Here is a 21,536-nt window from a genome sequence, read left to right as displayed (position 1 = left end):
GACGTGGTTGCAGGTCGTCAGAATCGCAGCTTGACCTGCGTGTCCGACATCTCCGTAACGATCCGGCGACTCGCGTCCCCAGCGATGATCGGCAGCAAGGCGAATTGAACCTGTGCCGGGCGCAGGTCTGCGGGCGCGTCCCGGGTGGCAAGGATGTTCCAGAGCGGCTCATCGATGTTCAGCTTGTCGGCCTGGCCATGCAGCAGCCAGCTGCTGTCGTCATTGCTGATCTCGATACGGCCTCCGTACGGCATGGCATTCTCCAGACACTGCAGCGCGAGAAAGGCCATGCGCACATCGCCGCGCGGTTGCGGATCCAGCGGGCCCCAGGCCACATCCAGACGGCCACCGTCCATCAGGTCATCGAGGATCGAGGTCACTTCAGCACGGCCCATCATCTGCTCTCCCGCCGCGCCAAAGGCGATGCGGAAAAACCGGATCCGGGCGCTGGCGTTGCCGACACTTTCCTGGATGAGATCAATCTCGGGGCCGGGGGTGCCACCCGCCATTCCCAAAAGCTCCAACCCGTTGTTGATCGCACCGATTGGCGATATCAGGTCATGGCAGATGCGGCTGCCGATCAGTGCGGCAAGGTTAATATTGCTGTGGCCCATCTACTGTCTCCTGCGCGAAAGGGTGCCATGGAAGATTTAAACGCGATCCTGTCACCCGGTATGCTTGTACGGCATCCTGACCGCCCCGAATGGGGGACAGGACAGGTACAAAGCAACATAAACGCCCGTGTCACCGTGAATTTTCGCGACGAAGGGAAGATCGTCATTGATAGTACTCGTGTTGCCTTGACCCCGGTGTTTGATGGATGAAGAACCTTGCCAAAAGGTTAACGTACACCTCTGGATTGTAAACCTGCGACAGCTGTTGCGTTGCAAGCACGCCGCCAATTCACTAAGAGCAAAGCAGATCTCCGAAACCCAGGATGACCCCCCCAAAGATGGACGCAAAGCCCAAATCCCCATTCTCGGTAAAGCTTGCGGAAACCGAGGCAGAACTCGAGGCAGCGCAGCGATTGCGTTATGCGGTCTTTGTCGAGGAGTTGGGCGGCGGTGGCGCGTTGGTGGATCACGCGGCGCGTCTGGAAAAAGACAGGTTTGACCCGTTTTTTGACCACTTGCTGCTGACGGAAGAGACAAAGGGCGAGGTGGTTGGTGTCTACCGGGTCATGCGCTCTGATCAGGCTGCGGCGGCGGGGCAGTTCTACTCCGCGGATGAATATGATCTCGCTGTCTTGCTTCGGTCCAACCGCCGCTTGTTGGAGCTGGGGCGGTCCTGTGTGCATCCGGCGTATCGCGGCGGCATGGCGATGTATCACCTGTGGAGCGGACTGGCCAATTACATCGCGGACCATGACATCGAAGTGCTGTTCGGCGTGGCAAGTTTCCACGGCACTGATGTAGGCGCGCTGGCGCAGGCGTTATCGCTTCTGCACCACCGCCATCTGGCCCCGGAGGAACTGCGCGTGCGAGCGCAGGACGCGGCTTTTCAACGCATGGATCTGGTGTCCGAGGAGGCGCTGGACCCGCGCGCCGCGATGCTCTCCGTGCCTGCGCTGATCAAGGCTTATCTCCGGCTCGGTGGGTTCGTGGGCCAGGGGGCTTTCATCGATCACGCCTTCAACACCACGGACGTCTGTCTGATCCTGGATACGGCGCGCATGAACGAACGACAGGCCCGCCTGTATCAAGGCAACGCGGTATGAACACGACGTGGTTCGGGGATGCGCCGCCGCCCGCGCCGCGGCTGACGGCACTCGGCTGTCTGTTGATCCTACTTCGGGGCCTGCCGCTGGCGTTCCTGGCCTTTGGCGGGCTGGCGCTGTTGTTACTGGTCCGCCTGATCGAGCGGCCCGTTTTTGGCGTTGCCCGCCCGGTCACCCCTCATATCACCGTCTTTGTCTGCCGGATGGCCTTGCGCATCATCGGCGTGACACTGCGCGTGAAAGGGGAACCGGCGCATGGACCGGGGGCTGCGGTGGCCAACCACGCCAGCTGGCTCGACATCTTTGTGCTGAATGCCTCGAAGCGCATCTATTTCGTCTCGAAATCCGAAGTTGCGGGGTGGCCGGGGATCGGGTGGCTGGCACGGGCGACGGGCACGGTGTTCATTGAGCGCAATCGCGCGCAGGCGGCGGCGCAGGCAGCGCTGTTCAAAGAGCGGCTCAGCGCAGGCCACCGCCTGTTGTTTTTCCCCGAAGGCACCAGCAGCGATGGACAGCGCGTCTTGCCCTTCAAGACAACGCTCTTTGCCGCCTTCTTTGCGCCCGAGTTACGTGAAACGCTGGAAATACAGCCCGTTTCCGTTATCTACGACGCCCCCGCACAGGCGGACAGCCGGTTTTACGGGTGGTGGGGGGATATGGATTTTGGCAGCCACTTTCTAAAGATGCTGGCCACCCCGCGCCACGGGTGGGTTACAGTGGTTTACGACACGCCGCTGCAAGTTGGCGCATTTGCGGATCGCAAAGCGCTGGCAGCGGCCTGCGAAGCCCGCGTGCGGGCAGGCTTCGAGGCGAAGGGGCAGGGCGCCCGCAAATCAGTGGAAGAACGCTGAATCCGGCACCAGTTCCAGACCGTCACTGTCCGGACCCCATTCCATCATCAGGCAGGCCGTGCCCTTGCGCTGGAAATAGGTGGCCTCCAACGGGTAGTATCCCGCTTCGGGCACCGCCACTTCGATCTCGCCCGCGTACCCGCAAGAGTGCACTTCGTCATAGTCGCCCACGACCTGTCCGCCGATGCTGATCTCCAGCCCGTCATTGTTGAGGAAATCCAGCACGTAGGTGCCGGGCGTGTCGAACTTGATATAGCCCGAGATTGCCGCGGCCACCTTGGTCGCCTTGTCCGAGGTCAGTGTCGGATCTCCCTCGCTGTTGTCGTCATAAGACAGCCCGGCCAGCGGCGTGCCCGCCACGCTCTTGCGTTTCAGTGCGTTCCGCGCGTCCTTCACGGTACGCACATCCCCCGGAAAGGCGTACAGCACCGCAAGGCCCGGGGTCAGGCTGCCAGCAGCGGGCTGCGGGTTGGCGGGGGCAAGTTTCACGGGCGCAGCAAGAGCGGAAACTGGAACAGAAAAAGCAATCGCCAAAACGGCGGATTTCAAGGAAAAGGTCATGGTCACTCCCGGTGGTAGATCATTGGATCGTCCGGCCCTCTGCGGGGACGGTTAAAAAGATACTAGAATGCGCCTTCCGCCAGTGACAAGCACCCAGCACCGCAAAAGCGATCACATATTGCGCGAATGGGGCTTTTCCGCCCTTGCAGGAAAGGGCTGACTGGCCTATAGCGCACCCACTGAAACCCGCAGGCGGGGTTTGGGCCTTTTGGGGGAGACATCCTCAACGGTCCGCCGGTTGGCAGAAATCTGTCATGCCCCCGCCGAGGATAAAACCGGAAAGGTAGACAAACATGGCTCTTCCAGAGTTCACCATGCGCCAATTGCTTGAAGCAGGCGTACACTTCGGCCACCAGACGCAGCGTTGGAACCCCCGCATGGGTCCGTTCATCTATGGCGCGCGCAATGGCATCCACATCATGGACCTCACCCAGACCGTTCCCATGCTGGACGCGGCCCTGAACGTGATCCGTGAAACCGTCGCCAAGGGCGGCAGCGTTCTCTTCGTCGGCACCAAGCGTCAGGCCCAACAGCCGATCGCCGATGCCGCAGAGAAATGCGCACAGTATTACATGAACCACCGCTGGCTGGGCGGCACGCTGACCAACTGGCAGACCGTGTCCCAGTCGATCAACCGCCTCAAGAACATTGACGAGCAGTCGGAGAACGGATTTGCCGGTCTGACCAAGAAAGAGCGTCTTGGCATGGAACGTGACCAGGGCAAGCTGCAGGCGTCTCTGGGCGGCATCCGCGAAATGGGCGGTCGTCCTGACCTGATCTTCGTCATCGACGTAAAGAAAGAAGCGCTGGCCGTGGCCGAAGCCAACAAGCTGGGCATTCCGGTTGTGGCCGTGGTTGACACCAACTGCCCACCCGATGGCATCGACTACATCATCCCGGGCAACGATGACGCGGCCCGCGCGATTTCGCTTTACTGCGATCTGGCGGCCCGTGCAGCCCTCGACGGCATGAGCGCGCAACTGGGCGCGGCAGGTGTCGATCTCGGCGCAATGGAAGAAGCACCGGTCGAAGAGGCCGTGGCCGAGTCCACAGGCGTCGAAGTCGGAGAAGCGTCTTCGGAAACTGTTTCCGACGATGTGATGTCGGGCGACGCGCCTCTGGACATCGAATCCAAAGAAGAGACAGTGGAAAAAGCGGCAAGCTGATCCGCGTCACACGCATGACATATGGGGCAGGGATGACCTGCCCCGAGACACCTCGATGAACAGCGGGCCATGGGCCCAGCAACTGGCGGCCCTTGTGGTCCGACGATTCCAAAGGAGAACCTCAGATGGCGATCACTGCATCTATGGTCAAAGAGCTGCGCGACACCACCGGCGCAGGCATGATGGACGCAAAAAAAGCGCTGACCGAAACCGACGGCGACATGGAAGCGGCACAGGACTGGCTGCGCACCAAGGGTCTGGCCAAGGCAGCCAAGAAATCCGGCCGTACGGCGGCGGAGGGCCTGGTTGCTGTCAAGGTTGACGGCGGGCACGGTGTTGCGGTTGAGGTGAATTCCGAGACTGACTTCGTTGGCAAAAACGCGGAATTCCAGGAAATGGTCGCGGGCATCGCCTCCGTTGCGCTGTCCGTTTCGGATGTGGACGCGCTGAACAACGCGGATATGGGTGGCAAAACCGTCGCCACCGTGGTCACGGACAAGATCGCCACCATCGGCGAGAACATGTCCGTACGCCGGATGTCCGCCATCGATGGCGACACCGTTGTGTCTTACGTGCACAACGCCGCAGCGCCCGGCATGGGCAAAATCGGCGTGCTGGTGGCGATGACCGGCAGTGACGAGGCGTTTGGCAAGCAGGTCGCGATGCACATCGCGGCGGTGAACCCCGCGTCCCTGTCTGAAGCAGATCTGGACCCGGCGGTTGTCGACAAGGAAAAGCAGGTCCAGATGGATATCGCACGCGAAAGCGGCAAGCCCGAAGCGGTGATCGAGAAGATGATCATCGGACGCATGAAGAAATACATGTCCGAAGTGACTCTGCTGAACCAGTCGTTCGTTGTGAATCCTGATCTGACGGTGGGTGATGCGGCAAAAGAAGCCGGTGCCACGATCACCGGGTTCGTACGCCTCGAAGTTGGCGAAGGCATCGAAGTGGTGAAGGAGGATTTCGCCGCTGAAGTTGCCAAGGCCGCCAAGGGCTGAGCAAGACGGCTGCATCCGATTAAAGACGTTAACAAGGGCGCAGTGATGCGCCCTTTTTTATTGCCGCAAGGAAGCAATCTTGGTTAGCAGTTTGGTCGGGTTTTAAAACAGATTTTCAGACTATTTTTATTATTTAACATTTGGTTAACGGATGAAATTCATGTTGTATCCGTTTCATCAAATTTTCCATTGTTTGGAGTAAAGAGTGATGAAACTGAGTACGAACCTGAACACGGTCAAAGTCGGCGTTGCAACATTTGCAGTGATGGCTGCCCTGACAGCACCGGCTGTGAATGCGTCCAGCGCCAAACATGCTCCTTGGGAGAACAAGCACACTGATCGCGATCACGCCCACAACGTGATGGACAAAAAAGCCAAGCTTCAAAGCATGACCCGCGATGCCTGCTTCAAGATGGCCGGGATCACAGGCAAGGAGTTTGGTGCGCGGGTTACTTTCACCGTCGGATACATGGAGCAATCCATTCAATCCCTGAGGGAGGGTCACAAGACTGCGGGGCATAGTGACATGGTTTCAGATCGGCTCGAAGCCTTTGCCGGTCAATGGCAGACCCTGAGTGCAGCCTTGCAACAGGTCTCAGCAGGGGACTACCATTCTGTGCCTGTCCAGCAGATCCTGCAACTGGAGCCGGCGCTACATTCCGAATTGTCCGAAATTCACGCGGTCTATGCGGCTGAGCGACCAAAAGATCATACTGATGCAGTCCTTGCCAAGAAGATGCAGATCCACAAGCTGATCAAGGAGGCGTGCTTTGTACTTCGGGGGATTTCGACTGAAAAATACACCCGATATCTCAATGCGTCGGTCACTGAATTTGGAGAGGCGTTGAACATGGCACATCGTCATTTCGAACCCGAAACCGTGCAGGCTTTGGACGGGACGTGGCAGGAAATGAAGGAACTCCTTACAGAATTGGTGGCTGCGGACAAGGTATCCGATGTCCACAAGATCCGCTTGTCGAGCCTCAGCGATGAGATGATCGCCAAGCTTTCAGCGATGCTCTAAGCAGCGACCCGTTGTGACATGAGTGAGGTGAGGGGTGGGTGGCCCCTCCGTTCCAATTCACTTCCAGGGAGGTCTCTTGCCGGTTCAGTCTTTCAGGTGAGAGACAAGCGCCTCGATAGCCAGCTTGTACCCATGCGCACCAAAGCCGCAGATGATCCCGACGCAGACTTTTGCAATGTAGGAGGTATGCCGAAACTCTTCTCGCGCGTGAACGTTGCTGAGATGCAATTCGATTGTTGGCAGTTCTACGGAGGCGATCGCATCCATGAGCGCGATCGACGTATGTGTATATGCGCCAGCATTCAGGACGATGCCGTCATGCACACCGCGGGCGGCGTGAATGGCGTCGACAAGTGCACCTTCGTGGTTGGACTGCATGAAGCTGACCGCGCAACCGGCATCCTTGGCCCAGCGGGAACAACTGGCCTCGATATCGGCTAATGTGGTTGCGCCGTAGACATCGGGTTGACGTGTGCCCAACAGATTGAGGTTTGGTCCGTTCAGGACGAGGATAGAGGTCATAAGCTGCTCACAAACAATGGTTTACATGCATAGACCCTTGCGGTGCGCGCTGTCCAGCGAAGACAGGGAGCATTTGTCAACGGGATTTGTCGGGCAACAGGGGGTGTAACTGCTGACCTGTAGGGTGCCTATACTCTCATCCTGCACTGGTGTCGGAGTTCCTAATTGGTGAACCTCCCGGGACCAGGTTTCGTCGCTGCGACCGGACTTGCCAAAGACGGGGATATGCGGTGCGATCTTGCGCTCGACCAACCAGCCAAGTAATGGCCCGGTGCCGTAGGCAGTGTCGGCGATCAGACGTCCGGGATGCAGATCGAAATTTGCCTTCACGCGGGTCGGCGATGGTACCTATGCCCTTGCCTTGTAGATGCACAACATCTGTACCTTTACGGGCTGCGGTTATGGCACGAGTGCGTTGAAGGAGAAATGGGCACGCGATCTGACATCGGGGCGTAAGCTGGCGAACTTTCCTCTGACGGAACCGCAATACGGGTCTGACCCGATGAACATGTACAGCCGGGCTACAATCAGCGGTGACGGCACGACGGAAATCAGCCGCGTGGTTATCGGGCGGGCCGTGCAAAAACGTGCGGCAACTTCGCCTGATCCGGCGGTACCGACAGGATTTGGCGAGACCAGCTGAATGTCGCAGCCATCGGTGTAGCTGGAAGCGAACTGATTTTCCGCAAGAAGGTTTCCGGGAAACGGTGAAGGGACAGCCTCCGTTTGAGCGAGCGATAGAGGCGCTTGGGGCAGGGGATATTTTTTTGATAATAGAGCAGCACAAAGCCAAACGATCTTTGATCGGCCGCATCCATATCACTACACGGATTGCCGACCGTGGAACCTACGTCAAGGTCCTGGACAAACCATGGCTTGATTTGACCACGCCGATGGGTAAGGGCATCCTCGCGTTCCTCTCCACGTTGGCCGAAGATGAGCGGGAACGCATCACTCGTCGCGCACAAGGGTTGTGCTGTCGTGGCCTGAAACGACGTCAGATTTGGCTGCAAACCCACGTTACCTGATCATTAGCAAGAACTTGCACGTCAGCGGATGGCAAACGATGCGAGCCGTTGAGCCATCGCATTGGATCTGGGAGTGGCTCATACCACGATTTCCAGATTGCGTTGATCAGCAGGGTGCATACGCTGCCACCCGAGAAAGACTTCCATCAGGCACTACAAGGTTGGAAAAAAACCTAAGTTATTGAAAGCAATAGGCTTCATTTTGACAATCCGACAATTGGGAACGAGGCCTATCATAGTTTTTATAATCAGTATTATGTAACATAAATGATCGCATCGTTTTGGATGCCTTTGCCTAAGATCTGCGTTGTAAATATCGGCTTTCCTCAAGGTGCGCGCATCCCCTATGGTGCATCTACCGGTTAAATTGGCCCTTGAGGACAACAATGTCAGATCGCTACGCTACAGGCATGCAGAAACGCCGTGAGGTCTTGGGTGACGCGCATGTGGATCAGGCGCAGGCCGCAAAAACGGATATTGATGCCGACTTTCAGAACCTGATTACCGAAGGCGCCTGGGGCACTGTTTGGGCGTCAGATGCCATCAGCCCGCGGGAACGCTCAATGCTGACCTTGGCGCTCCTGGCAGCCCTTGGAAATTTCGATGAAATCCCGATGCACATTCGTGCCACCGTAAACACCGGTGCCAGCAAGAGTGACGTGATCGAAACATTCCAGCATGTTGCGATCTACGCCGGGGTGCCACGCGCCAATCACGCGCTGAAACTGGCCAAGCAGACCTTTGCCGAGATGGAAGACAAACCATGACGGATACCGAAGGCGGTTACATGGCGCGGGACTGGACGCGTCAACCGCCCGCACTCACGCCCAGCTATAAAACCAGCCTGACGCGATCGCCGCAGCTGGCCAAGATTTCCATGCCCAGCACCCTGAGCGAAGAGACAGGCCCGATTTTTGATCACAGCATCCTGGGGCCGCTCGACGACGACCTGATTCTGAATTTCGCCGCGCCGGGTGAGATGGCGCTTGGGCCGCGGATCATCGTGCACGGACGTCTGCAGGACGAAAACGGGCGCGGCGTGCCGCATGCGCTGATCGAGGTCTGGCAGGCCAATGCGGGCGGGCGGTATCGCCACAAGAAAGAAGGTTACCTCGCCCCGCTTGATCCGAATTTCGGCGGTTGTGGTCGCGTGCTGACGGACGAGAAGGGATTTTACAGGTTTCGAACCGTGAAGCCGGGCCCCTACCCCTGGCCCAATGGTGTCAATGACTGGCGACCTGCGCATATCCATTTTTCTGTGTTTGGTCAAAGCTTTGCGCAGCGTTTGATCACCCAGATGTACTTCGAGGGTGATCCGTTGATCTGGCGCTGTCCCATCGTTGCCGCAATTCCGGATCGGGACGCCATAGAGCGGCTGATCGCGCCCTTGGACATGCAGCACACAATCCCCATGGATGCGCGCGCGTATCGCTTTGACATCGTGCTTCGAGGTCGTCGGGCGAGCTACTTCGAAAACCGGCCTGAGGGTGTGTGATGTCGAAACTTTTTGAGAGCGCGTCGCAAACTGCGGGACCTTACGTCCACATTGGCTGTGTGCCGAATTTCTGCGGCATTTCAGACATTTATCCAGATGATCTGGGGGAGCGGATGGTGGCAGACGCCACGCCGGGTGAGCGGATCAGCATCACGGGCGCGGTTCACGATGGCACCGGCACGCCGCTCAAGGACGTGCTTGTCGAGATATGGCAGGCGAATTCGGACGGTCACTATGGGGCCGATACCTCTGGGTTTACCGGTTGGGGGCGCCAAGCTGGTAACGATGAGACCGGAACTTGGCGGTTCGAGACGATCAAACCAGGGCCTGTGACCCATGCAAGCGGGCAACTGATGGCGCCGCACATCACCTTCTGGATTGTGGCACGGGGCATCAACATCGGCCTGCACACCCGGATGTATTTCCCAGAGGACGCCGCCGCACATGCCGATGATCCTGTGCTGGCCCGGATCGAACATAAGCCCCGTATCGCAACCTTACTTGCCAATCGAGAGGATAACGGAATGTATCACTTTAATATTTACCTCCAAGGCCCTCAAGAAACGGTGTTTTTCGATGTCTGACCCCTGTATTCTCTGTGTCGCGATCACTGGCAGCGTGCCGACAAAAGCAGCAAACCCGGCGGTGCCGATTTCCGTTTCAGAGCAAATTGAAAGCACGCAAGAGGCCTTTGAGGCGGGGGCGTCGATCTGCCATGCCCATGTGCGCAATGCTGACGAAACCCCCTCTTCCGACCCTGAGAAGTTCGCGCGGCTGAAGGAAGGTGTTGAAAAGCACTGCCCCGGCATGATCATTCAGTTCTCGACCGGTGGGCGGTCCGGCGCCGGGCAGGAACGCGGCGGCATGTTGCCCTTGCGCCCGGACATGGCGTCCCTCTCCGTTGGGTCCAACAACTTCCCAACCCGTGTTTATGAGAACCCGCCCGACCTGGTGGATTGGCTGTCGTCGGAAATGCGCACCCATGAGGTGACGCCCGAGATTGAAGCCTTTGATTTATCTCACGTTCTGCACGCGATACGAATGCATGAGGCCGGCAAACTGCACGGGCGGCTGTATGTGCAATTCGTCATGGGGGTTAAGAACGCGATGCCTGCGGACAAGCAGGTCTTTGATTTCTACTTGGAAACCGTGAAGACGCGCGCGCCGGATGCCGCGTGGTGTGCGGCAGGTATCGGTCCGGCGCAGATCGAGGTGAACGAATGGGCCATTGCCGCGGGCGGCCACACGCGCGCGGGCCTTGAAGACAACGTGCGGCTGGACCGCGAACGGCTCGCGCCATCAAACGCGGCGTTGATCAAACGCGCCGCTGATCTCTGCGAAAAATACGAAAGACCCGTCGCCACATGGCAGCAGGCGCGCGACATCCTGCGCCTGCGCCCGTTTGCTGCTTGAGTAGGGCCCCTACCCCAGCGCGTAGCCCGCGCCGCGCACGGTGCGCAGCGGATCCGACCCACCGAACTGTGTCAGTGCCTTGCGCAAACGCCCGATATGCACATCGACCGTGCGGGTATCGACATAGATGTCGCGCCCCCAGACCCGGTCCAGCAGCTGTTCGCGGGAAAACACCCGTCCGGGCTTTTCCATGAAGGTGGAGAGCAGGCGGAATTCCGTCGGCCCCAGTTTCAGCTCACTGGTGCCCCGGTTGACCCGGTGGCTGGTGGAATCGAGCACGATGTCTTCGTATTCCAGTCGTTCCCCGGCGGCAGCGGGCCGCACACGGCGCAACTGGCTGCGCACCCGCGCCATCAGCTCAATCACCGAATAGGGTTTGATCACATAGTCATCGGCACCTGTTTCCAGCCCGCGCACGCGGTCCACCTCTTCGGAGCGGGCCGAGAGCATGATGATCGGGATCGCCCGTGTCTCGGACTTGATCTTGAGACGGCGGCACACTTCGATCCCGCTCAGGTTCGGCATCATCCAGTCGAGCACGATCACATCCGGCGCCGTCTCATCGACCAGCATCAACGCTTCTTCACCATTTTCGGCACGGCTGACGGCAAATCCTTCGGCCTCCAGATTATAGGCCAGCACTTCGCGTTGCGCGGGCTCGTCTTCGACCACCAGAACGCGGGGTTGATCGGCGGACATGGGGCTTATCCTTCTGCTACCACTGATGTTTTATCGGCCTTGGGGCGCGCATCTTCCGGGTGCTCACCGGTCACCAGATAGACGACCTGCTCGGCAATCGATGTCACGTGATCGCCCATGCGTTCCACGTTCTTGGCGATGAAATGCAGGTGCATGCAGGCGGTGATATTGCGCGGGTCTTCCATCATGAAGGTCAGGAATTCGCGGAAGAGCGCGTTGTACATCTGGTCAACATCGTGGTCGCGGTTGATGACCTCGCTGGCCAGTTCCGGGTCCCGCTGAATGTAGGCGTCCAGCGCGTCCTTCAGCATCCGCTCCACCTCGCGCGACATCCGCCGCAGCGCCCCGGTGCTGTCATCCACCGGCGCCATCTGCGACAGAACGCCCGTGCGCTTAGCCATGTTTTTCGCGTAATCGCCAATGCGTTCCAGATTGGCGCTGATCTTGATGACGCTCAGGATCAGGCGCAAATCCCGCGCTGTGGGCGCGCGCAGAGCAATGACGCGCGCGGCCTCTTCATTGATCATCTCTTCGAGCTCATCGATGGTACGGTCGTTCTTGCGGACCTGCTCGGCCAGTTCCTCGTCACGGGTATCCAGCGACTGCGCGCCATCGCGGATCGCGGCCTCGACCAGCCCGCCCATTTTCATGATCTGTGCCTGAATGGCCTCCAGGTCACGGTCGAAAGCAGAGGCAATGTGTTGATCTTGCATGTGATTATCCAATTCGACCTGTGATGTAGCTTTCCGTCCGGGGATCTTCGGGGTTGGTAAAGATGTTCCCGGTCTCACCATACTCCACAAGGTTGCCCAGGTGGAAGAAGGCGGTTTTCTGGCTGACCCGCGCCGCCTGCTGCATGGAGTGGGTCACGATCACCACCGAATAATTCTGGCGCAGCTCGTCGATCAGTTCCTCAACCTGGGCCGTGGCAATCGGGTCGAGCGCCGAGCACGGTTCGTCCATCAACAGCACCTCGGGTTCGGTTGCGACAGCCCGCGCGATGCATAGGCGCTGTTGTTGACCACCGGAAAGACCGGTGCCCGGCGCGGTCAGGCGATCCTTGACCTCGTTCCAGATTGCTGCCCGGCGCAGGGCGTTTTCGACAATCTCGTCCAGCTCGGCCTTGTTCTTGGCCAGCCCGTGAATGCGCGGTCCGTAGGCCACATTATCATAGATCGACTTGGGGAACGGATTCGGTTTCTGAAACACCATGCCAACCTTGGCGCGCAACTGCACCGGATCGACGCGCTTGTCATAGATGTCTTCACCGTCGATGTGGATGTCCCCCTGGACACGGCAGATATCAATGGTGTCGTTCATCCGGTTGAGGCACCGCAGAAAGGTGGATTTGCCACAGCCGGATGGGCCAATGAAGGCGGTGACCGTCTTGTCCTGGATGTCGACATCCACGTCTTTGATCGCGTGGTTATCGCCATAGTAGACCTGAACGCCACGTGCAGCGATCTTGATGGTATTGGTGTCCACGTCTCTCTCCAGTATTCTCATATCGTTCATTTTCGTGTCTCCCCTTACCAACGGCGCTCAAAGCGACGACGTAAGATCACGGCGATGGTGTTCATCGTGACCAGGAACAAGAGCAGGATGATGATGCCACCCCAGGCGCGCTCGTAAAAGGCTGGGTCGGCGCGTTTCGCCCACTCGTAGATTTGCGCAGGCATGGCCGAGTTCGGATCGAGCAGACCGCTGGCAATGCTGTCGGGCGGGTTCGAAGCGATGAAGCCGACCATGCCGATGAGCAGGAGGGGTGCGGTTTCCCCCAGCGCCTGTGCCAGCCCGATGATCGTGCCGGTCAGGATGCCCGGTGCGGCCAGCGGCAGCACGTGATGAAAGACCGATTGCATTTTTGAGGCCCCTACCCCCAGTGCCGCATCCCGGATCGACGGCGGCACCGCCTTGAGGGAGGCGCGTGTCGAAATAATGATGGTCGGCAGGGTCATCAGGGTCAGCACAAGGCCGCCCACCAGCGGGGCAGATGTAGGCAAGTGCATGTAGTTGATGAAGACCGCAAGACCCAGGATACCGAAGACGATCGACGGTACCGCCGCCAGGTTCGAGATATTCACCTCGATGATATCGGTCAGCCAGTTCTTGGGGGCGAATTCCTCAAGATAAATGCTGGCCGCCACACCAATCGGGAGAGCCAGCGCCAGAACGACCAGCATCATGAAGAGCGAGCCCATCATCGACACGCCCATGCCGGCGGCCTCTGGGCGGGCGTCAGAGCTGTCGGCGCCGGTAATAAAGGCCAAGTTGAAGCGTTTTTCAATGGCACCAGAGGCCGTCAGCTGGTCCACGAAGTCGAGTTGTTCTGCGCTGATGTTCTTGTCGTTGGCGATGCTGTCGCGGCTGACGCGGCTCTTCAGGTAGCCGTCCACGCGGCTGGACGCGAGGAATTCAAAGGCGACCGTCGATCCGATCACCGTTGGATCCGCCAGCACAAAATCCCGCAGCTGTGCCGCGGCACCGGCGGACAGGATACCGGCCATTTCCTTGCCCGACAGCTCGGTCTCGATGCTCTTGTCCGCGACCTTCGCTTCAAAGGCATCGCGCAAGAGCGGGGTGTAGCCAAAGGTCGACACCTTCTTGATGTCGTCGAGATTGCGCGTGCCATTTTTATCCAACTTCTCGGCGGGCAGCGCGACCTCCAGCGTCACGAAGGTCTGTTGGAACGCACCGGTGCCGCGCGAAACGATGTTGTAGACCAGCACCAGCAGCATCAGCATCCCGATGGTGATCGCGGCAATCCCGTAAGCCTTGAACCGCGTCTCGGCCGCGTTGCGTTTGCGCGTACGCGCGTCCTGCTGCATCAGCGAGCCCTTGCCGGAAACGGGTGTCGCGGACGGCAGGGAAGAGGTGGTCGCGTCGGTCATTCGTATTGCTCCCGATACTTGCGCACGATGTAGAGGGCGAGGACGTTGAGCCCGAGGGTCAGGACAAAGAGGGTCAGGCCGAGGGCAAAGGCCACGAGGGTCTCGGGGCTGGCGAAATCCGTATCCCCGGTCAACTGACTGACGATCCGCGTGGTGATGGTCGTCATCGCCTCCAGCGGGTTCAGCGAGAACTTCGCAATGGCCCCTGCCCCCAGCACCACGATCATCGTCTCGCCAATGGCACGGCTCGCCGCCAGCAGCACGGCGCCGACAATCCCCGGCAGGGCGGCGGGCAAAACAACCTGCCGGATGGTTTCGGAATGGGTGGCGCCCAGTCCGAAGGACCCGTCCCGCATCGATTGCGGCACCGCGTTGATGATGTCATCGCTAAGCGAGGAGACAAAAGGGATCAGCATGATGCCCATGACCAGCCCGGCGGTCAGCACGGCGGTGGCACCGCTCATCCAGTCCACGCCCAGCAGACCGGCCTCGCCCCGTCCGAAGATGCTGACCAAAGCGGGTCCGACCGTGAGCAGGGCAAAAAGACCGTAGACGATTGTCGGGATACCCGCGAGGATTTCGAGCAGGGGTTTCGCCGCCGAGCGGGTCTTGGGCCCCGCGTATTCACTAAGGTAAATCGCGGCAAAGAGGCCGATGGGTACGGCGACCAGCAGGGCAATCACCGAGATATAGAGCGTGCCCCAGAGCAGCGGCAGAATGGACAGATCGCTGTCGCCGCGAAAATTCGGCGCCCAGCTGCCGCCAAAGAAAAAGTCGGTCCAGGGATGCAGGCGGAAAAAGTTGATGCTCTCGAAGAGCATCGACAGAACAATGCCGACCGTGGTCAGAATGGCCAGCGAGGCCGCAAGGATCAGCAGCGCCAATGCGCCCCGTTCGACCGTGTTGCGGGCTCTGAAATCCGCATTTGTCACAAAGATCGCGAGCGCCGCCCCTAAGGCCGCCAGTGTCACAACCGCAACCGACATCCAGAAAGTGCCGGTTTCGGTTTTTGCGCGATACTGTTGCGCGGCGTAGAGCACTTCGGGCTCCACGTTCGACCCCAAGGCGACGCCCACACTGCCCAGAATGCTGCGCACATCCTTGAATTCGGTGCGGATGTTATCGGCCTCGTCATCGGTCAGCGCGCCCTGGGCCACGGCGATGTCCAGCCCTTCGGCAACACGGCGCACGTCGCTCATCACCAGCCCGCGTGACGAGCCTTCGCTGACAATCCGCTCCGGGATCAGTTTGAATACGGAATTTTCGATGATCATCGGCTGCGCCAGCAGCCAGATCATCAGAACGCCAAAGGCAGGCACGGCTGCAAACATCGCGGCATTGTAGCCGTAGTAATTGGGCAGCGAGTGCAAAAGCCGTATGTCGCCCCCTGCGGTGGATTTCGCCCGGCTGCGCGCCATGAAAAACGCAGCGACTGTCAGAAGAATGATGGCGAGGACAACATATCCCGTCAAACCAAGTGCCATGCGGTCCACCCCAGAAATTGCATGATGCGTCTTTCGTCAGTTTCGGGGGCGAAGAGATCCGCCCCCGAAAAAACCTTGTTCAGGCAGATTAGGAGTTGCCGCCCAGAACCGCTTCGTCGGCCACTGCGGACTGCGTGTCTTCCAGCTTGGGATCCGCCACCAGACCGTATTCGGACAGCGGGCCATCGGGGCCTGCAATTTCGTCTGCCACGAAGAATTCAGCGAATTCCTTGAGGCCGGGGATGACGCCGATGTGGGCTTTCTTCACGTAGAAGAACAGCGGGCGGGACACAGGATATTCGCCTGTTGCGATGCTTTCCGTGGACGGTGTGATACCGGACATGGTCGCAACCTGCAGCTTGTTGGTGTTGTTCTCGTAGAACGCCAGACCAAAGACGCCGATGCCGTCTTTGTTGCTTTCGATACGCGCCAGGGTCTCGGTGTAGTCGCCGTCGATGTCGACCGACTTACCGTCTGTGCGCAGACCGATGCAGGCTTTCTCGGCGGCTTTCTTATCGTCGCCATTGGCTGCTTTGAAGGCCTCGAAATCGCCGGTTGCCTCACAGCCCGCGAGGATCACCTTGTCTTCGAAGACTTCACGGGTGCCGTGCTTGGTGCCCGGAACAAAGGCCTGGATCGGCTGGGCGGGGAACTCCGGGTTGACCTGATCCCAGGTTGTATAGGGGTTGGCAACGATTTCGCCGTCGACAACAACCTCGGCGGACAGAGCTTTGTACCAGTCCGTCGGCGTGAACTCGAAGGAATTACCGTTGATGTCGGAGGCAAAGACGATGCCGTCATACCCGATGCGCACTTCGATGATGTCGGTCACACCGTTCTCGGCGCAGACGGCAATTTCGCTGTCCTTGATGGCGCGCGATGCGTTTGCGATGTCGATGGTGTTCTCGCCCACACCTTCGCAGAACCGCTTGAGACCCGCGGAGGAGCCACCGGATTCGACAACGGGTGTCGGGAAATCAAAATTTTCACCAAATGCTTCGGCCACGATCGACGCGTAAGGCAGTACGGTCGACGATCCGGCAACTTGCACCTGATCACGCGCGGCAGCGGTGGTTGCGGACACGGCCGCAATGGCCAGCGCGGAAGTGGTGAGTTTTACGAACGACATGATATCTCCTGTCATTTTCAATTTCGAATCTGATCACCCCCATGGCGATCTTGGGGCCGGTGGTACGGGCCTGTGACAATGCTTTTGTGACAGTTACGTAACATTTTTATGACGTATGGCGTCTGGCATCTGGTTGAGTTTCAACCAACTGATTTAAATCGATTTTATCACAGCCCGCTTGAAGGGGCGGATTCAATCCACGGTGGAGAAAGAGCGACTCAGACGTCAGATTCGGTTGCGGACACCGTTGCTTGCGTCGGCAAGACCACGGTGAACCGCGCGCCTTTGCCCAATTCACTTTCCATTCTCAAACGCCCGCGATGCCGGTTGATGATGTGTTTCACAATGGCCAGTCCCAAACCGGTGCCGCCCAGGGCCCGGCTGCGATGGCTGTCAGCGCGGTAAAACCGCTCGGTCAGGCGTGGCAGGTGAATGGCGTCGATGCCCGGACCATAGTCGATCACATGCACGCGCACGCCGGGCGCACGCAAGGCCGGGTCCCGATCCGCCAGGTCGATCTGGACGGTGACACGCTTCCCCGATGCCCCATATTTGATCGCGTTTTCAATAAGATTGGTGAACACCTGCATCAGCTGGTCGGGGTCACCGATCAACTCAACCGGTGCGTCGCCAAAATCCGCCTCCAGCGTGACATCCGCCTCCTCCGCCAAGTGCTTCAGGGTGCGCAGAACGGATGACAGGATGTCTGTCAGGTTGACCCGATCCCGGGGTCGGACACGTTCATCCCCCTCCACACGGCTCAGCGACAGCAGATCGCCCACCAGCCGGTTCATCCGGCCCGCCTCGCCTTCCATGATGTCGAGAAATCTGTCGCGCGCCACGGCATCCTCGCGGGCCGGGCCGCGCAGGGTTTCGATGAACCCCATCAGGGCAGTCAGCGGGGTGCGCAATTCGTGACTGACATTGGCGACAAAATCCCGACGCATCTGGCCCGCCTGCTCCAGATGCGTCACATCCATGAAACACAGCAGCAGGGCTTTCTGCCCCGCCAAGGCCCGCGCGGTGACCTGAAAAGTCGTATCCTGCACCCCGTCATTCGCCAGGTATTGCGCCACGCGCGGGCGGCTGTCCCGAAGAACGGCCTCAACCGTGTCGATCAGCCCAGGTTGACGCAGCATGGTCACGAAGTTACGCCCTTCGATTCCCTGCCCGATCAGGTTGCGTGCCTCAGTATTGGCGCTGACAATCCGCTCGCTGCCATCGATGATGAGGGCCGGCAAAGGCAGTGCGGCCAGAATGTCGGTCAGGGCTTGGCTCATCGCACCCGTGTCCCGTCAGCTACCCGTCGCGGCGGCGACGGCGTCGGTGAAAATCTGGCAGAGTGCATCCGCGTCTTCCAACCCGACGGATACGCGGAAAAACCCTTCGGACATGCCAAGCTCCGCACGTTTTTCTGCCGTCAGCGCCCGATGCGAGGAGGAGGCGGGGTGCGAGAGCGTGGTGCCGATATCCCCCAGCGTCGGTGCGAAGTTCAAGCCATCTGCGGCGCGTGTGAAGGCGTTGGCGGCCTCCCGATCCCCGTCCAGCTCAAAACTGACCATGTTGCAGAACTGTCCGTCCAAGAGCTCCGTGGCGCGGGCGCGGTCGGGATGATCGTCGCGGCCCGGATAAATCACACGTGTCACCCCCGTGAGAGTGCTGAGGTGATCGGCCAGCCGGGCGGCCGTGGCCTGGGTCCGGTCAAAGCGCAGATCGAACGACAACATCCCGCGTTCCGCAAGCCAGCAGTCAAAGGGGCTGGGGTTCATCCCGGCGGTCACCGTAAAAACCCGCAACTGGTCGTTCAGCGCCGCATCGCGCGCCGCCACATAGCCCAGCATGACATCGGAATGCCCCGCCAGCAGCTTGGTGATCGAGTGGATCACGATATCCGCGCCCCAGTCAAAGGGCCGGATCGCGCGCGGTGTGGTGAAGGTATTGTCCACCACCAGCAGGACACCCTTTTCCCTGCACAGGGTCGCGAGCCCTTTCAGATCCGCCACGCGCAGCGTCGGATTGGAGACAACCTCGATCAGCACCATGCGCGTCTCCGGGCGCAAAGCCGCGCGCATCGCCTCGATATCACCAGGATCGACCATGGAGGTGGCAATGCCCAGGCGGGGCAGATCGTCACTCATCATCCGCAGCGACCGACCATAAAGCTGGTTGCCGCCGATCACGTGATCCCCCGCGTTCGTCAGCCCCAGCAGCACCGCAGAGACCGCTGCCATGCCCGAAGCCGTCACGACACCCGAATGCGGCGCGGCCTCAAGACGGTCCATGCGTTTGGCGACCACATCGGCGTTGGGATGGCCTTCGCGCGCATAGGTGTAGCCTTGCAGCCCGCCTTCGTACTGCTGATCCAGCATATCGGGCGTGTCCGATGCATAGACAACCGAAGGGCTCAGCGGGGTCACGACCGGGCGGCTGGCGCTGTCAGGCAGTGCGTCGGGGCGCACCAGCGATCCTTTTTCGTTTTTCATATCAGCTTTCTATCGGGCGCAGTTCATCTCGAAACTTGCGCATGTTTTCCTGGTAATGCAGCGCGCTCAGCGTCAGGCCATGGATCGCCTGTGCATCCAGCTCACGGACGACCTTGCCGGGCACGCCCATCACAAGAGAGCCATCCGGGATCACCTTGTTCTCCGTGATTAACGCGCCCGCGCCGATCAGGCAGTTCTTGCCGATTTTGGCCCCGTTCAGCACCGTCGCGCCCATGCCGATCAGGGAATTGTCGCCAATGGTGCAGCCGTGCAGCATCACTTTGTGCCCGATGGTGCAATTCTCGCCGATGGTCAGCGGATAGCCCGCGTCAATGTGAAAGACGCAATTCTCCTGCACATTGGAGCCGCGACCCACGCGGATTTCCTCGTGATCAGCGCGGATCGTGGTACCGAACCAGACCGAGGCGCCCTCTTCCAGCACGACCTGCCCCACCAGATTGGCGTCCGGCGCCACCCATGTATCCGCATGCACCTGCGGGCCGTGATCTCCCAAAGCGTAGCGTGTCATGACAGCTCCTCGAATTCCGATTGCAGATGGCGTACGTGTTCGGTCAGCCCCGGTTGCTGGCTGCGCCGCAGGCGCGTGGCCGAAATGATGGTTTTCAGCTTTTCTTCGGTCTCGTCCAGATCGTCATTCACAATCACGAAATCATAAGCGCCCCAGTGGCTGATCTCGTCCCAGCTCTTTTCCATACGCCGCGCGATGGTCTCCGCATCGTCCTGACCGCGTTTCTCCAGCCGGTTGCGCAATTCGCGGATCGAAGGCGGCAGCAGGAAGATCGACAGCGTATGCGCGCCGAGCGCCGAATTGGTGATCTGCTGCGCGCCCTGCCAGTCGATGTCAAAGAGCACGTCCCGGCCCTGATCGATCGCCGCCTGTACCGGCGCCCGGGGGGAGCCGTAGAAATTGCCAAAGACATGCGCGTGCTCCAGCATGCCGCCGTGGCTTACCTGCGCCTTGAACGCGGCCTCATCCACGAAATGGTATTCGCGCCCGTCTTCTTCGCCGGGGCGCGCCGCGCGGGTCGTGGCCGAAATCGAGAACTCGATATCCGCGTCCCAGGTCCGCAAGCGCCGCGCCAGCGTCGATTTCCCCGCCCCCGACGGCGAGCTGAGAATAATCAAAAGGCCCCGGCGTGTCGCGGTCATCGTCTACTCCACATTCTGGACTTGTTCGCGCATCTGGTCGATCACCGCCTTCAGCGCCAGACCGCAGCGGGTCAGATCGGTGTTCTGCGCCTTGGCGCAGAGCGTATTGGCCTCACGGTTGAATTCCTGCATCAGGAAATCGAGCTTGCGCCCCACCGGCCCGCCCTGCCCGATCAGGTCGCGCGCCGCCTCGACGTGGGCAGCAAGCCGGTCGATCTCTTCGGTCACATCGGATTTCACGGCAATCAGCGCGAGTTCCTGCGCCACGCGGTCGGCATCAGCGCCATCGGTATTGTCCATAACCTTGGCCAGATTGCGCCTCAAGGTCTCTGCCAGCGTGCCGCTGCGGGCCTCCGCCAGCCGTGCCGCTTCCGCCGTCAGGGTCGCAACTTCCTCTAGCTGGCCCCGCAACACCTTTTGCAGGGCGGCGCCTTCGCTGTCGCGCATGGCGTTGAAATCGGCAATCAGGGCCTCGGCCTCCGCCAGCAGCGCTTTTGCCAGAGGTGCGGCATCATCTTCACTGGTGCTTTGTTCCAGCACGCCCCGCAAGGCGACAATATCGGAGGAGGTCGCCGGGGCCAGGGAGACGCCCGCCTCCATCGCGCGGGCCTCGATCACCGCCATTGCATCCAGAACAGACTTCAGTTGCGCCTCATTGATCTGGAGAGCGCCTGCCTGTTCATCCCGTGCCAGCCGCAGCGACAGGGTGACATTGCCGCGGGTGACCTGGGCTGCCAGCAGCTTGCGCAACCCCGCTTCAAGCCCGTCGATCCAGTCCGGCACACGCAGCCGCAGATCGAGCCCCTTGCCGTTCACCGCCCGCAACTCCCAGGCCCAGGAATGGGGCGACAGGCTGCCCGTGGCCGAGGAAAAACCAGTCATGGAGCGGATCATCAGTTCTT

26 protein-coding genes and 1 pseudogene are annotated in these 21,536 nt (G+C 59.9%); 12 read left to right on the top strand and 15 right to left on the bottom strand.

The window, feature by feature from the left end; all coding sequences use genetic code 11:
• Window positions 1-17: 17 nt before the first annotated feature.
• The gene (locus tag Q1A52_RS19625; protein ID WP_300019215.1) at window positions 18-614 is read right to left on the bottom strand and encodes a histidine phosphotransferase family protein; all 597 of its coding nucleotides are present in this window, start codon (window positions 612-614) and stop codon (window positions 18-20) included.
• Window positions 615-641: 27 nt separating this feature from the next.
• Here Q1A52_RS19625 and Q1A52_RS19620 point away from each other — a divergent pair, with 27 nt between their 5' ends.
• From Q1A52_RS19620 to Q1A52_RS19610, 3 genes are all read left to right on the top strand, one after another.
• Window positions 642-824: a DUF3553 domain-containing protein gene (locus Q1A52_RS19620; protein ID WP_195820315.1), complete on the top strand. Its 183-nt coding sequence runs from the start codon at window positions 642-644 to the stop codon at window positions 822-824.
• 113 nt (window positions 825-937) lie between these two features.
• Window positions 938-1,717, top strand: coding sequence for a GNAT family N-acyltransferase (locus Q1A52_RS19615; RefSeq protein WP_300019214.1), 780 nt, complete (start codon window positions 938-940; stop codon window positions 1,715-1,717).
• Window positions 1,714-2,568: a 1-acyl-sn-glycerol-3-phosphate acyltransferase gene (locus Q1A52_RS19610; protein WP_300019213.1), complete on the top strand. Its 855-nt coding sequence runs from the start codon at window positions 1,714-1,716 to the stop codon at window positions 2,566-2,568. Before Q1A52_RS19615 ends, Q1A52_RS19610 begins: the two co-directional genes overlap by 4 nt.
• Here the strand turns inward: Q1A52_RS19610 and Q1A52_RS19605 are convergent.
• On the bottom strand, window positions 2,551-3,129 hold the full coding sequence (locus tag Q1A52_RS19605; RefSeq protein ID WP_300019212.1) for a PA14 domain-containing protein: 579 nt from the start codon (window positions 3,127-3,129) through the stop codon (window positions 2,551-2,553). The genes Q1A52_RS19610 and Q1A52_RS19605 overlap by 18 nt on opposite strands.
• 293 nt (window positions 3,130-3,422) lie before the next feature.
• Between Q1A52_RS19605 and rpsB the strand changes: the two genes are divergently transcribed.
• From rpsB to Q1A52_RS19590, 3 genes are all read left to right on the top strand, one after another.
• A complete protein-coding gene (gene rpsB, locus Q1A52_RS19600; protein ID WP_300019211.1) occupies window positions 3,423-4,295 on the top strand; it encodes a 30S ribosomal protein S2 in 873 nt (290 codons plus the stop codon).
• Between the two features lie 125 nt (window positions 4,296-4,420).
• A complete protein-coding gene (tsf, locus tag Q1A52_RS19595; protein ID WP_300019210.1) occupies window positions 4,421-5,296 on the top strand; it encodes a translation elongation factor Ts in 876 nt (291 codons plus the stop codon).
• Window positions 5,297-5,684: 388 nt separating this feature from the next.
• Window positions 5,685-6,320, top strand: coding sequence for a hypothetical protein (locus Q1A52_RS19590; RefSeq protein ID WP_300019209.1), 636 nt, complete (start codon window positions 5,685-5,687; stop codon window positions 6,318-6,320).
• Between the two features lie 84 nt (window positions 6,321-6,404).
• On the opposite strand, the gene aroQ is transcribed toward Q1A52_RS19590, so the two are convergent.
• Window positions 6,405-6,842 carry a type II 3-dehydroquinate dehydratase gene (gene aroQ, locus Q1A52_RS19585; RefSeq protein WP_300019208.1) on the bottom strand — a complete coding sequence of 146 codons (438 nt, stop codon included), beginning with the start codon at window positions 6,840-6,842 and terminating at the stop codon, window positions 6,405-6,407.
• Between the two features lie 177 nt (window positions 6,843-7,019).
• Window positions 7,020-7,175: pseudogene (locus Q1A52_RS19580) on the bottom strand (IS5/IS1182 family transposase); the annotation flags it as partial.
• A 34-nt stretch (window positions 7,176-7,209) separates the two neighbouring features.
• On the opposite strand from Q1A52_RS19580, the gene Q1A52_RS19575 reads away from it, so the two are divergent.
• The 6 genes from Q1A52_RS19575 to Q1A52_RS19550 all read left to right on the top strand — a co-directional run bounded on the left by Q1A52_RS19575 (window position 7,210) and on the right by Q1A52_RS19550 (window position 10,778).
• Window positions 7,210-7,485, top strand: coding sequence for a hypothetical protein (locus Q1A52_RS19575; RefSeq protein WP_300019207.1), 276 nt, complete (start codon window positions 7,210-7,212; stop codon window positions 7,483-7,485).
• Window positions 7,486-7,549: 64 nt separating this feature from the next.
• Entirely contained in the window at window positions 7,550-7,870 is a 321-nt protein-coding gene (locus Q1A52_RS19570; RefSeq protein WP_300019206.1) for a recombinase family protein, read from the top strand.
• A gap of 386 nt (window positions 7,871-8,256) precedes the next feature.
• Window positions 8,257-8,637, top strand: coding sequence for a 4-carboxymuconolactone decarboxylase (gene pcaC / locus Q1A52_RS19565; protein WP_300019205.1), 381 nt, complete (start codon window positions 8,257-8,259; stop codon window positions 8,635-8,637).
• Window positions 8,634-9,365, top strand: a complete 732-nt coding sequence (gene pcaH / locus Q1A52_RS19560) for a protocatechuate 3,4-dioxygenase subunit beta (protein WP_300019204.1) — start codon at window positions 8,634-8,636, stop codon at window positions 9,363-9,365. Before pcaC ends, pcaH begins: the two co-directional genes overlap by 4 nt.
• Window positions 9,365-9,949: a protocatechuate 3,4-dioxygenase subunit alpha gene (gene pcaG, locus Q1A52_RS19555; protein ID WP_300019203.1), complete on the top strand. Its 585-nt coding sequence runs from the start codon at window positions 9,365-9,367 to the stop codon at window positions 9,947-9,949. Before pcaH ends, pcaG begins: the two co-directional genes overlap by 1 nt.
• Window positions 9,942-10,778: a 3-keto-5-aminohexanoate cleavage protein gene (locus Q1A52_RS19550; protein ID WP_300019202.1), complete on the top strand. Its 837-nt coding sequence runs from the start codon at window positions 9,942-9,944 to the stop codon at window positions 10,776-10,778. Before pcaG ends, Q1A52_RS19550 begins: the two co-directional genes overlap by 8 nt.
• A 9-nt stretch (window positions 10,779-10,787) precedes the next feature.
• Here the strand turns inward: Q1A52_RS19550 and phoB are convergent, their stop codons facing one another.
• From phoB to Q1A52_RS19495, 11 genes are all read right to left on the bottom strand, one after another.
• A complete protein-coding gene (phoB, locus tag Q1A52_RS19545; RefSeq protein WP_299783277.1) occupies window positions 10,788-11,477 on the bottom strand; it encodes a phosphate regulon transcriptional regulator PhoB in 690 nt (229 codons plus the stop codon).
• Window positions 11,478-11,482: 5 nt separating this feature from the next.
• Complete coding sequence (gene phoU / locus Q1A52_RS19540) at window positions 11,483-12,190, bottom strand: phosphate signaling complex protein PhoU (protein WP_195820326.1); 708 nt, start codon at window positions 12,188-12,190, stop codon at window positions 11,483-11,485.
• Window positions 12,191-12,194: 4 nt separating this feature from the next.
• Complete coding sequence (gene pstB / locus Q1A52_RS19535; protein ID WP_300019201.1) at window positions 12,195-12,992, bottom strand: phosphate ABC transporter ATP-binding protein PstB; 798 nt, start codon at window positions 12,990-12,992, stop codon at window positions 12,195-12,197.
• 14 nt (window positions 12,993-13,006) lie between these two features.
• Entirely contained in the window at window positions 13,007-14,368 is a 1,362-nt protein-coding gene (pstA, locus tag Q1A52_RS19530) for a phosphate ABC transporter permease PstA (RefSeq protein WP_300019200.1), read from the bottom strand.
• Window positions 14,365-15,852, bottom strand: a complete 1,488-nt coding sequence (gene pstC / locus Q1A52_RS19525; RefSeq protein WP_300019199.1) for a phosphate ABC transporter permease subunit PstC — start codon at window positions 15,850-15,852, stop codon at window positions 14,365-14,367. The genes pstA and pstC overlap by 4 nt, the downstream gene beginning before the upstream one ends.
• Window positions 15,853-15,940: 88 nt before the next feature.
• Window positions 15,941-16,981: a substrate-binding domain-containing protein gene (locus tag Q1A52_RS19520; protein WP_300019198.1), complete on the bottom strand. Its 1,041-nt coding sequence runs from the start codon at window positions 16,979-16,981 to the stop codon at window positions 15,941-15,943.
• Window positions 16,982-17,199: 218 nt separating this feature from the next.
• Window positions 17,200-18,261 (bottom strand): ATP-binding protein, encoded by a 1,062-nt coding sequence (locus Q1A52_RS19515; protein ID WP_300019197.1) that lies wholly within the window; start codon window positions 18,259-18,261, stop codon window positions 17,200-17,202.
• 15 nt (window positions 18,262-18,276) lie between these two features.
• Window positions 18,277-19,464: an aminotransferase class I/II-fold pyridoxal phosphate-dependent enzyme gene (locus Q1A52_RS19510; RefSeq protein WP_300019196.1), complete on the bottom strand. Its 1,188-nt coding sequence runs from the start codon at window positions 19,462-19,464 to the stop codon at window positions 18,277-18,279.
• Window position 19,465: 1 nt separating this feature from the next.
• Complete coding sequence (locus Q1A52_RS19505) at window positions 19,466-19,993, bottom strand: gamma carbonic anhydrase family protein (protein WP_300019194.1); 528 nt, start codon at window positions 19,991-19,993, stop codon at window positions 19,466-19,468.
• The gene (gmk, locus tag Q1A52_RS19500) at window positions 19,990-20,634 is read right to left on the bottom strand and encodes a guanylate kinase (protein WP_300019192.1); all 645 of its coding nucleotides are present in this window, start codon (window positions 20,632-20,634) and stop codon (window positions 19,990-19,992) included. The genes Q1A52_RS19505 and gmk overlap by 4 nt, the downstream gene beginning before the upstream one ends.
• A gap of 3 nt (window positions 20,635-20,637) precedes the next feature.
• Window positions 20,638-21,528, bottom strand: coding sequence for a YicC/YloC family endoribonuclease (locus Q1A52_RS19495; RefSeq protein ID WP_300019190.1), 891 nt, complete (start codon window positions 21,526-21,528; stop codon window positions 20,638-20,640).
• Between the last annotated feature and the right edge of the window lie 8 nt (window positions 21,529-21,536).

It is taken from the genome of uncultured Roseobacter sp. (genome assembly GCF_947488185.1).
Taxonomy (GTDB): Bacteria; Pseudomonadota; Alphaproteobacteria; order Rhodobacterales; family Rhodobacteraceae; genus Roseobacter.
The sequence above is the reverse complement of the archived record's forward strand: the minus strand, read 5'-3'. Positions and strand labels throughout refer to the sequence as shown.

Coding starts and splice junctions, on each gene's coding strand:
- Q1A52_RS19625 (WP_300019215.1), bottom strand. CDS start 614: ATGGGCCACAGCAATATTAACCTTGCCGCACTGATCGGCAGCCGCATC.
- Q1A52_RS19620 (WP_195820315.1), top strand. CDS start 642: ATGGAAGATTTAAACGCGATCCTGTCACCCGGTATGCTTGTACGGCAT.
- Q1A52_RS19615 (WP_300019214.1), top strand. CDS start 938: ATGACCCCCCCAAAGATGGACGCAAAGCCCAAATCCCCATTCTCGGTA.
- Q1A52_RS19610 (WP_300019213.1), top strand. CDS start 1,714: ATGAACACGACGTGGTTCGGGGATGCGCCGCCGCCCGCGCCGCGGCTG.
- Q1A52_RS19605 (WP_300019212.1), bottom strand. CDS start 3,129: ATGACCTTTTCCTTGAAATCCGCCGTTTTGGCGATTGCTTTTTCTGTT.
- rpsB (WP_300019211.1), top strand. CDS start 3,423: ATGGCTCTTCCAGAGTTCACCATGCGCCAATTGCTTGAAGCAGGCGTA.
- tsf (WP_300019210.1), top strand. CDS start 4,421: ATGGCGATCACTGCATCTATGGTCAAAGAGCTGCGCGACACCACCGGC.
- Q1A52_RS19590 (WP_300019209.1), top strand. CDS start 5,685: ATGACCCGCGATGCCTGCTTCAAGATGGCCGGGATCACAGGCAAGGAG.
- aroQ (WP_300019208.1), bottom strand. CDS start 6,842: ATGACCTCTATCCTCGTCCTGAACGGACCAAACCTCAATCTGTTGGGC.
- Q1A52_RS19575 (WP_300019207.1), top strand. CDS start 7,210: ATGCACAACATCTGTACCTTTACGGGCTGCGGTTATGGCACGAGTGCG.
- pcaC (WP_300019205.1), top strand. CDS start 8,257: ATGTCAGATCGCTACGCTACAGGCATGCAGAAACGCCGTGAGGTCTTG.
- pcaH (WP_300019204.1), top strand. CDS start 8,634: ATGACGGATACCGAAGGCGGTTACATGGCGCGGGACTGGACGCGTCAA.
- pcaG (WP_300019203.1), top strand. CDS start 9,365: ATGTCGAAACTTTTTGAGAGCGCGTCGCAAACTGCGGGACCTTACGTC.
- Q1A52_RS19550 (WP_300019202.1), top strand. CDS start 9,942: ATGTCTGACCCCTGTATTCTCTGTGTCGCGATCACTGGCAGCGTGCCG.
- phoB (WP_299783277.1), bottom strand. CDS start 11,477: ATGTCCGCCGATCAACCCCGCGTTCTGGTGGTCGAAGACGAGCCCGCG.
- phoU (WP_195820326.1), bottom strand. CDS start 12,190: ATGCAAGATCAACACATTGCCTCTGCTTTCGACCGTGACCTGGAGGCC.
- pstB (WP_300019201.1), bottom strand. CDS start 12,992: ATGAACGATATGAGAATACTGGAGAGAGACGTGGACACCAATACCATC.
- pstA (WP_300019200.1), bottom strand. CDS start 14,368: ATGACCGACGCGACCACCTCTTCCCTGCCGTCCGCGACACCCGTTTCC.
- pstC (WP_300019199.1), bottom strand. CDS start 15,852: ATGGCACTTGGTTTGACGGGATATGTTGTCCTCGCCATCATTCTTCTG.
- Q1A52_RS19520 (WP_300019198.1), bottom strand. CDS start 16,981: ATGTCGTTCGTAAAACTCACCACTTCCGCGCTGGCCATTGCGGCCGTG.
- Q1A52_RS19515 (WP_300019197.1), bottom strand. CDS start 18,261: ATGAGCCAAGCCCTGACCGACATTCTGGCCGCACTGCCTTTGCCGGCC.
- Q1A52_RS19510 (WP_300019196.1), bottom strand. CDS start 19,464: ATGAAAAACGAAAAAGGATCGCTGGTGCGCCCCGACGCACTGCCTGAC.
- Q1A52_RS19505 (WP_300019194.1), bottom strand. CDS start 19,993: ATGACACGCTACGCTTTGGGAGATCACGGCCCGCAGGTGCATGCGGAT.
- gmk (WP_300019192.1), bottom strand. CDS start 20,634: ATGACCGCGACACGCCGGGGCCTTTTGATTATTCTCAGCTCGCCGTCG.
- Q1A52_RS19495 (WP_300019190.1), bottom strand. CDS start 21,528: ATGATCCGCTCCATGACTGGTTTTTCCTCGGCCACGGGCAGCCTGTCG.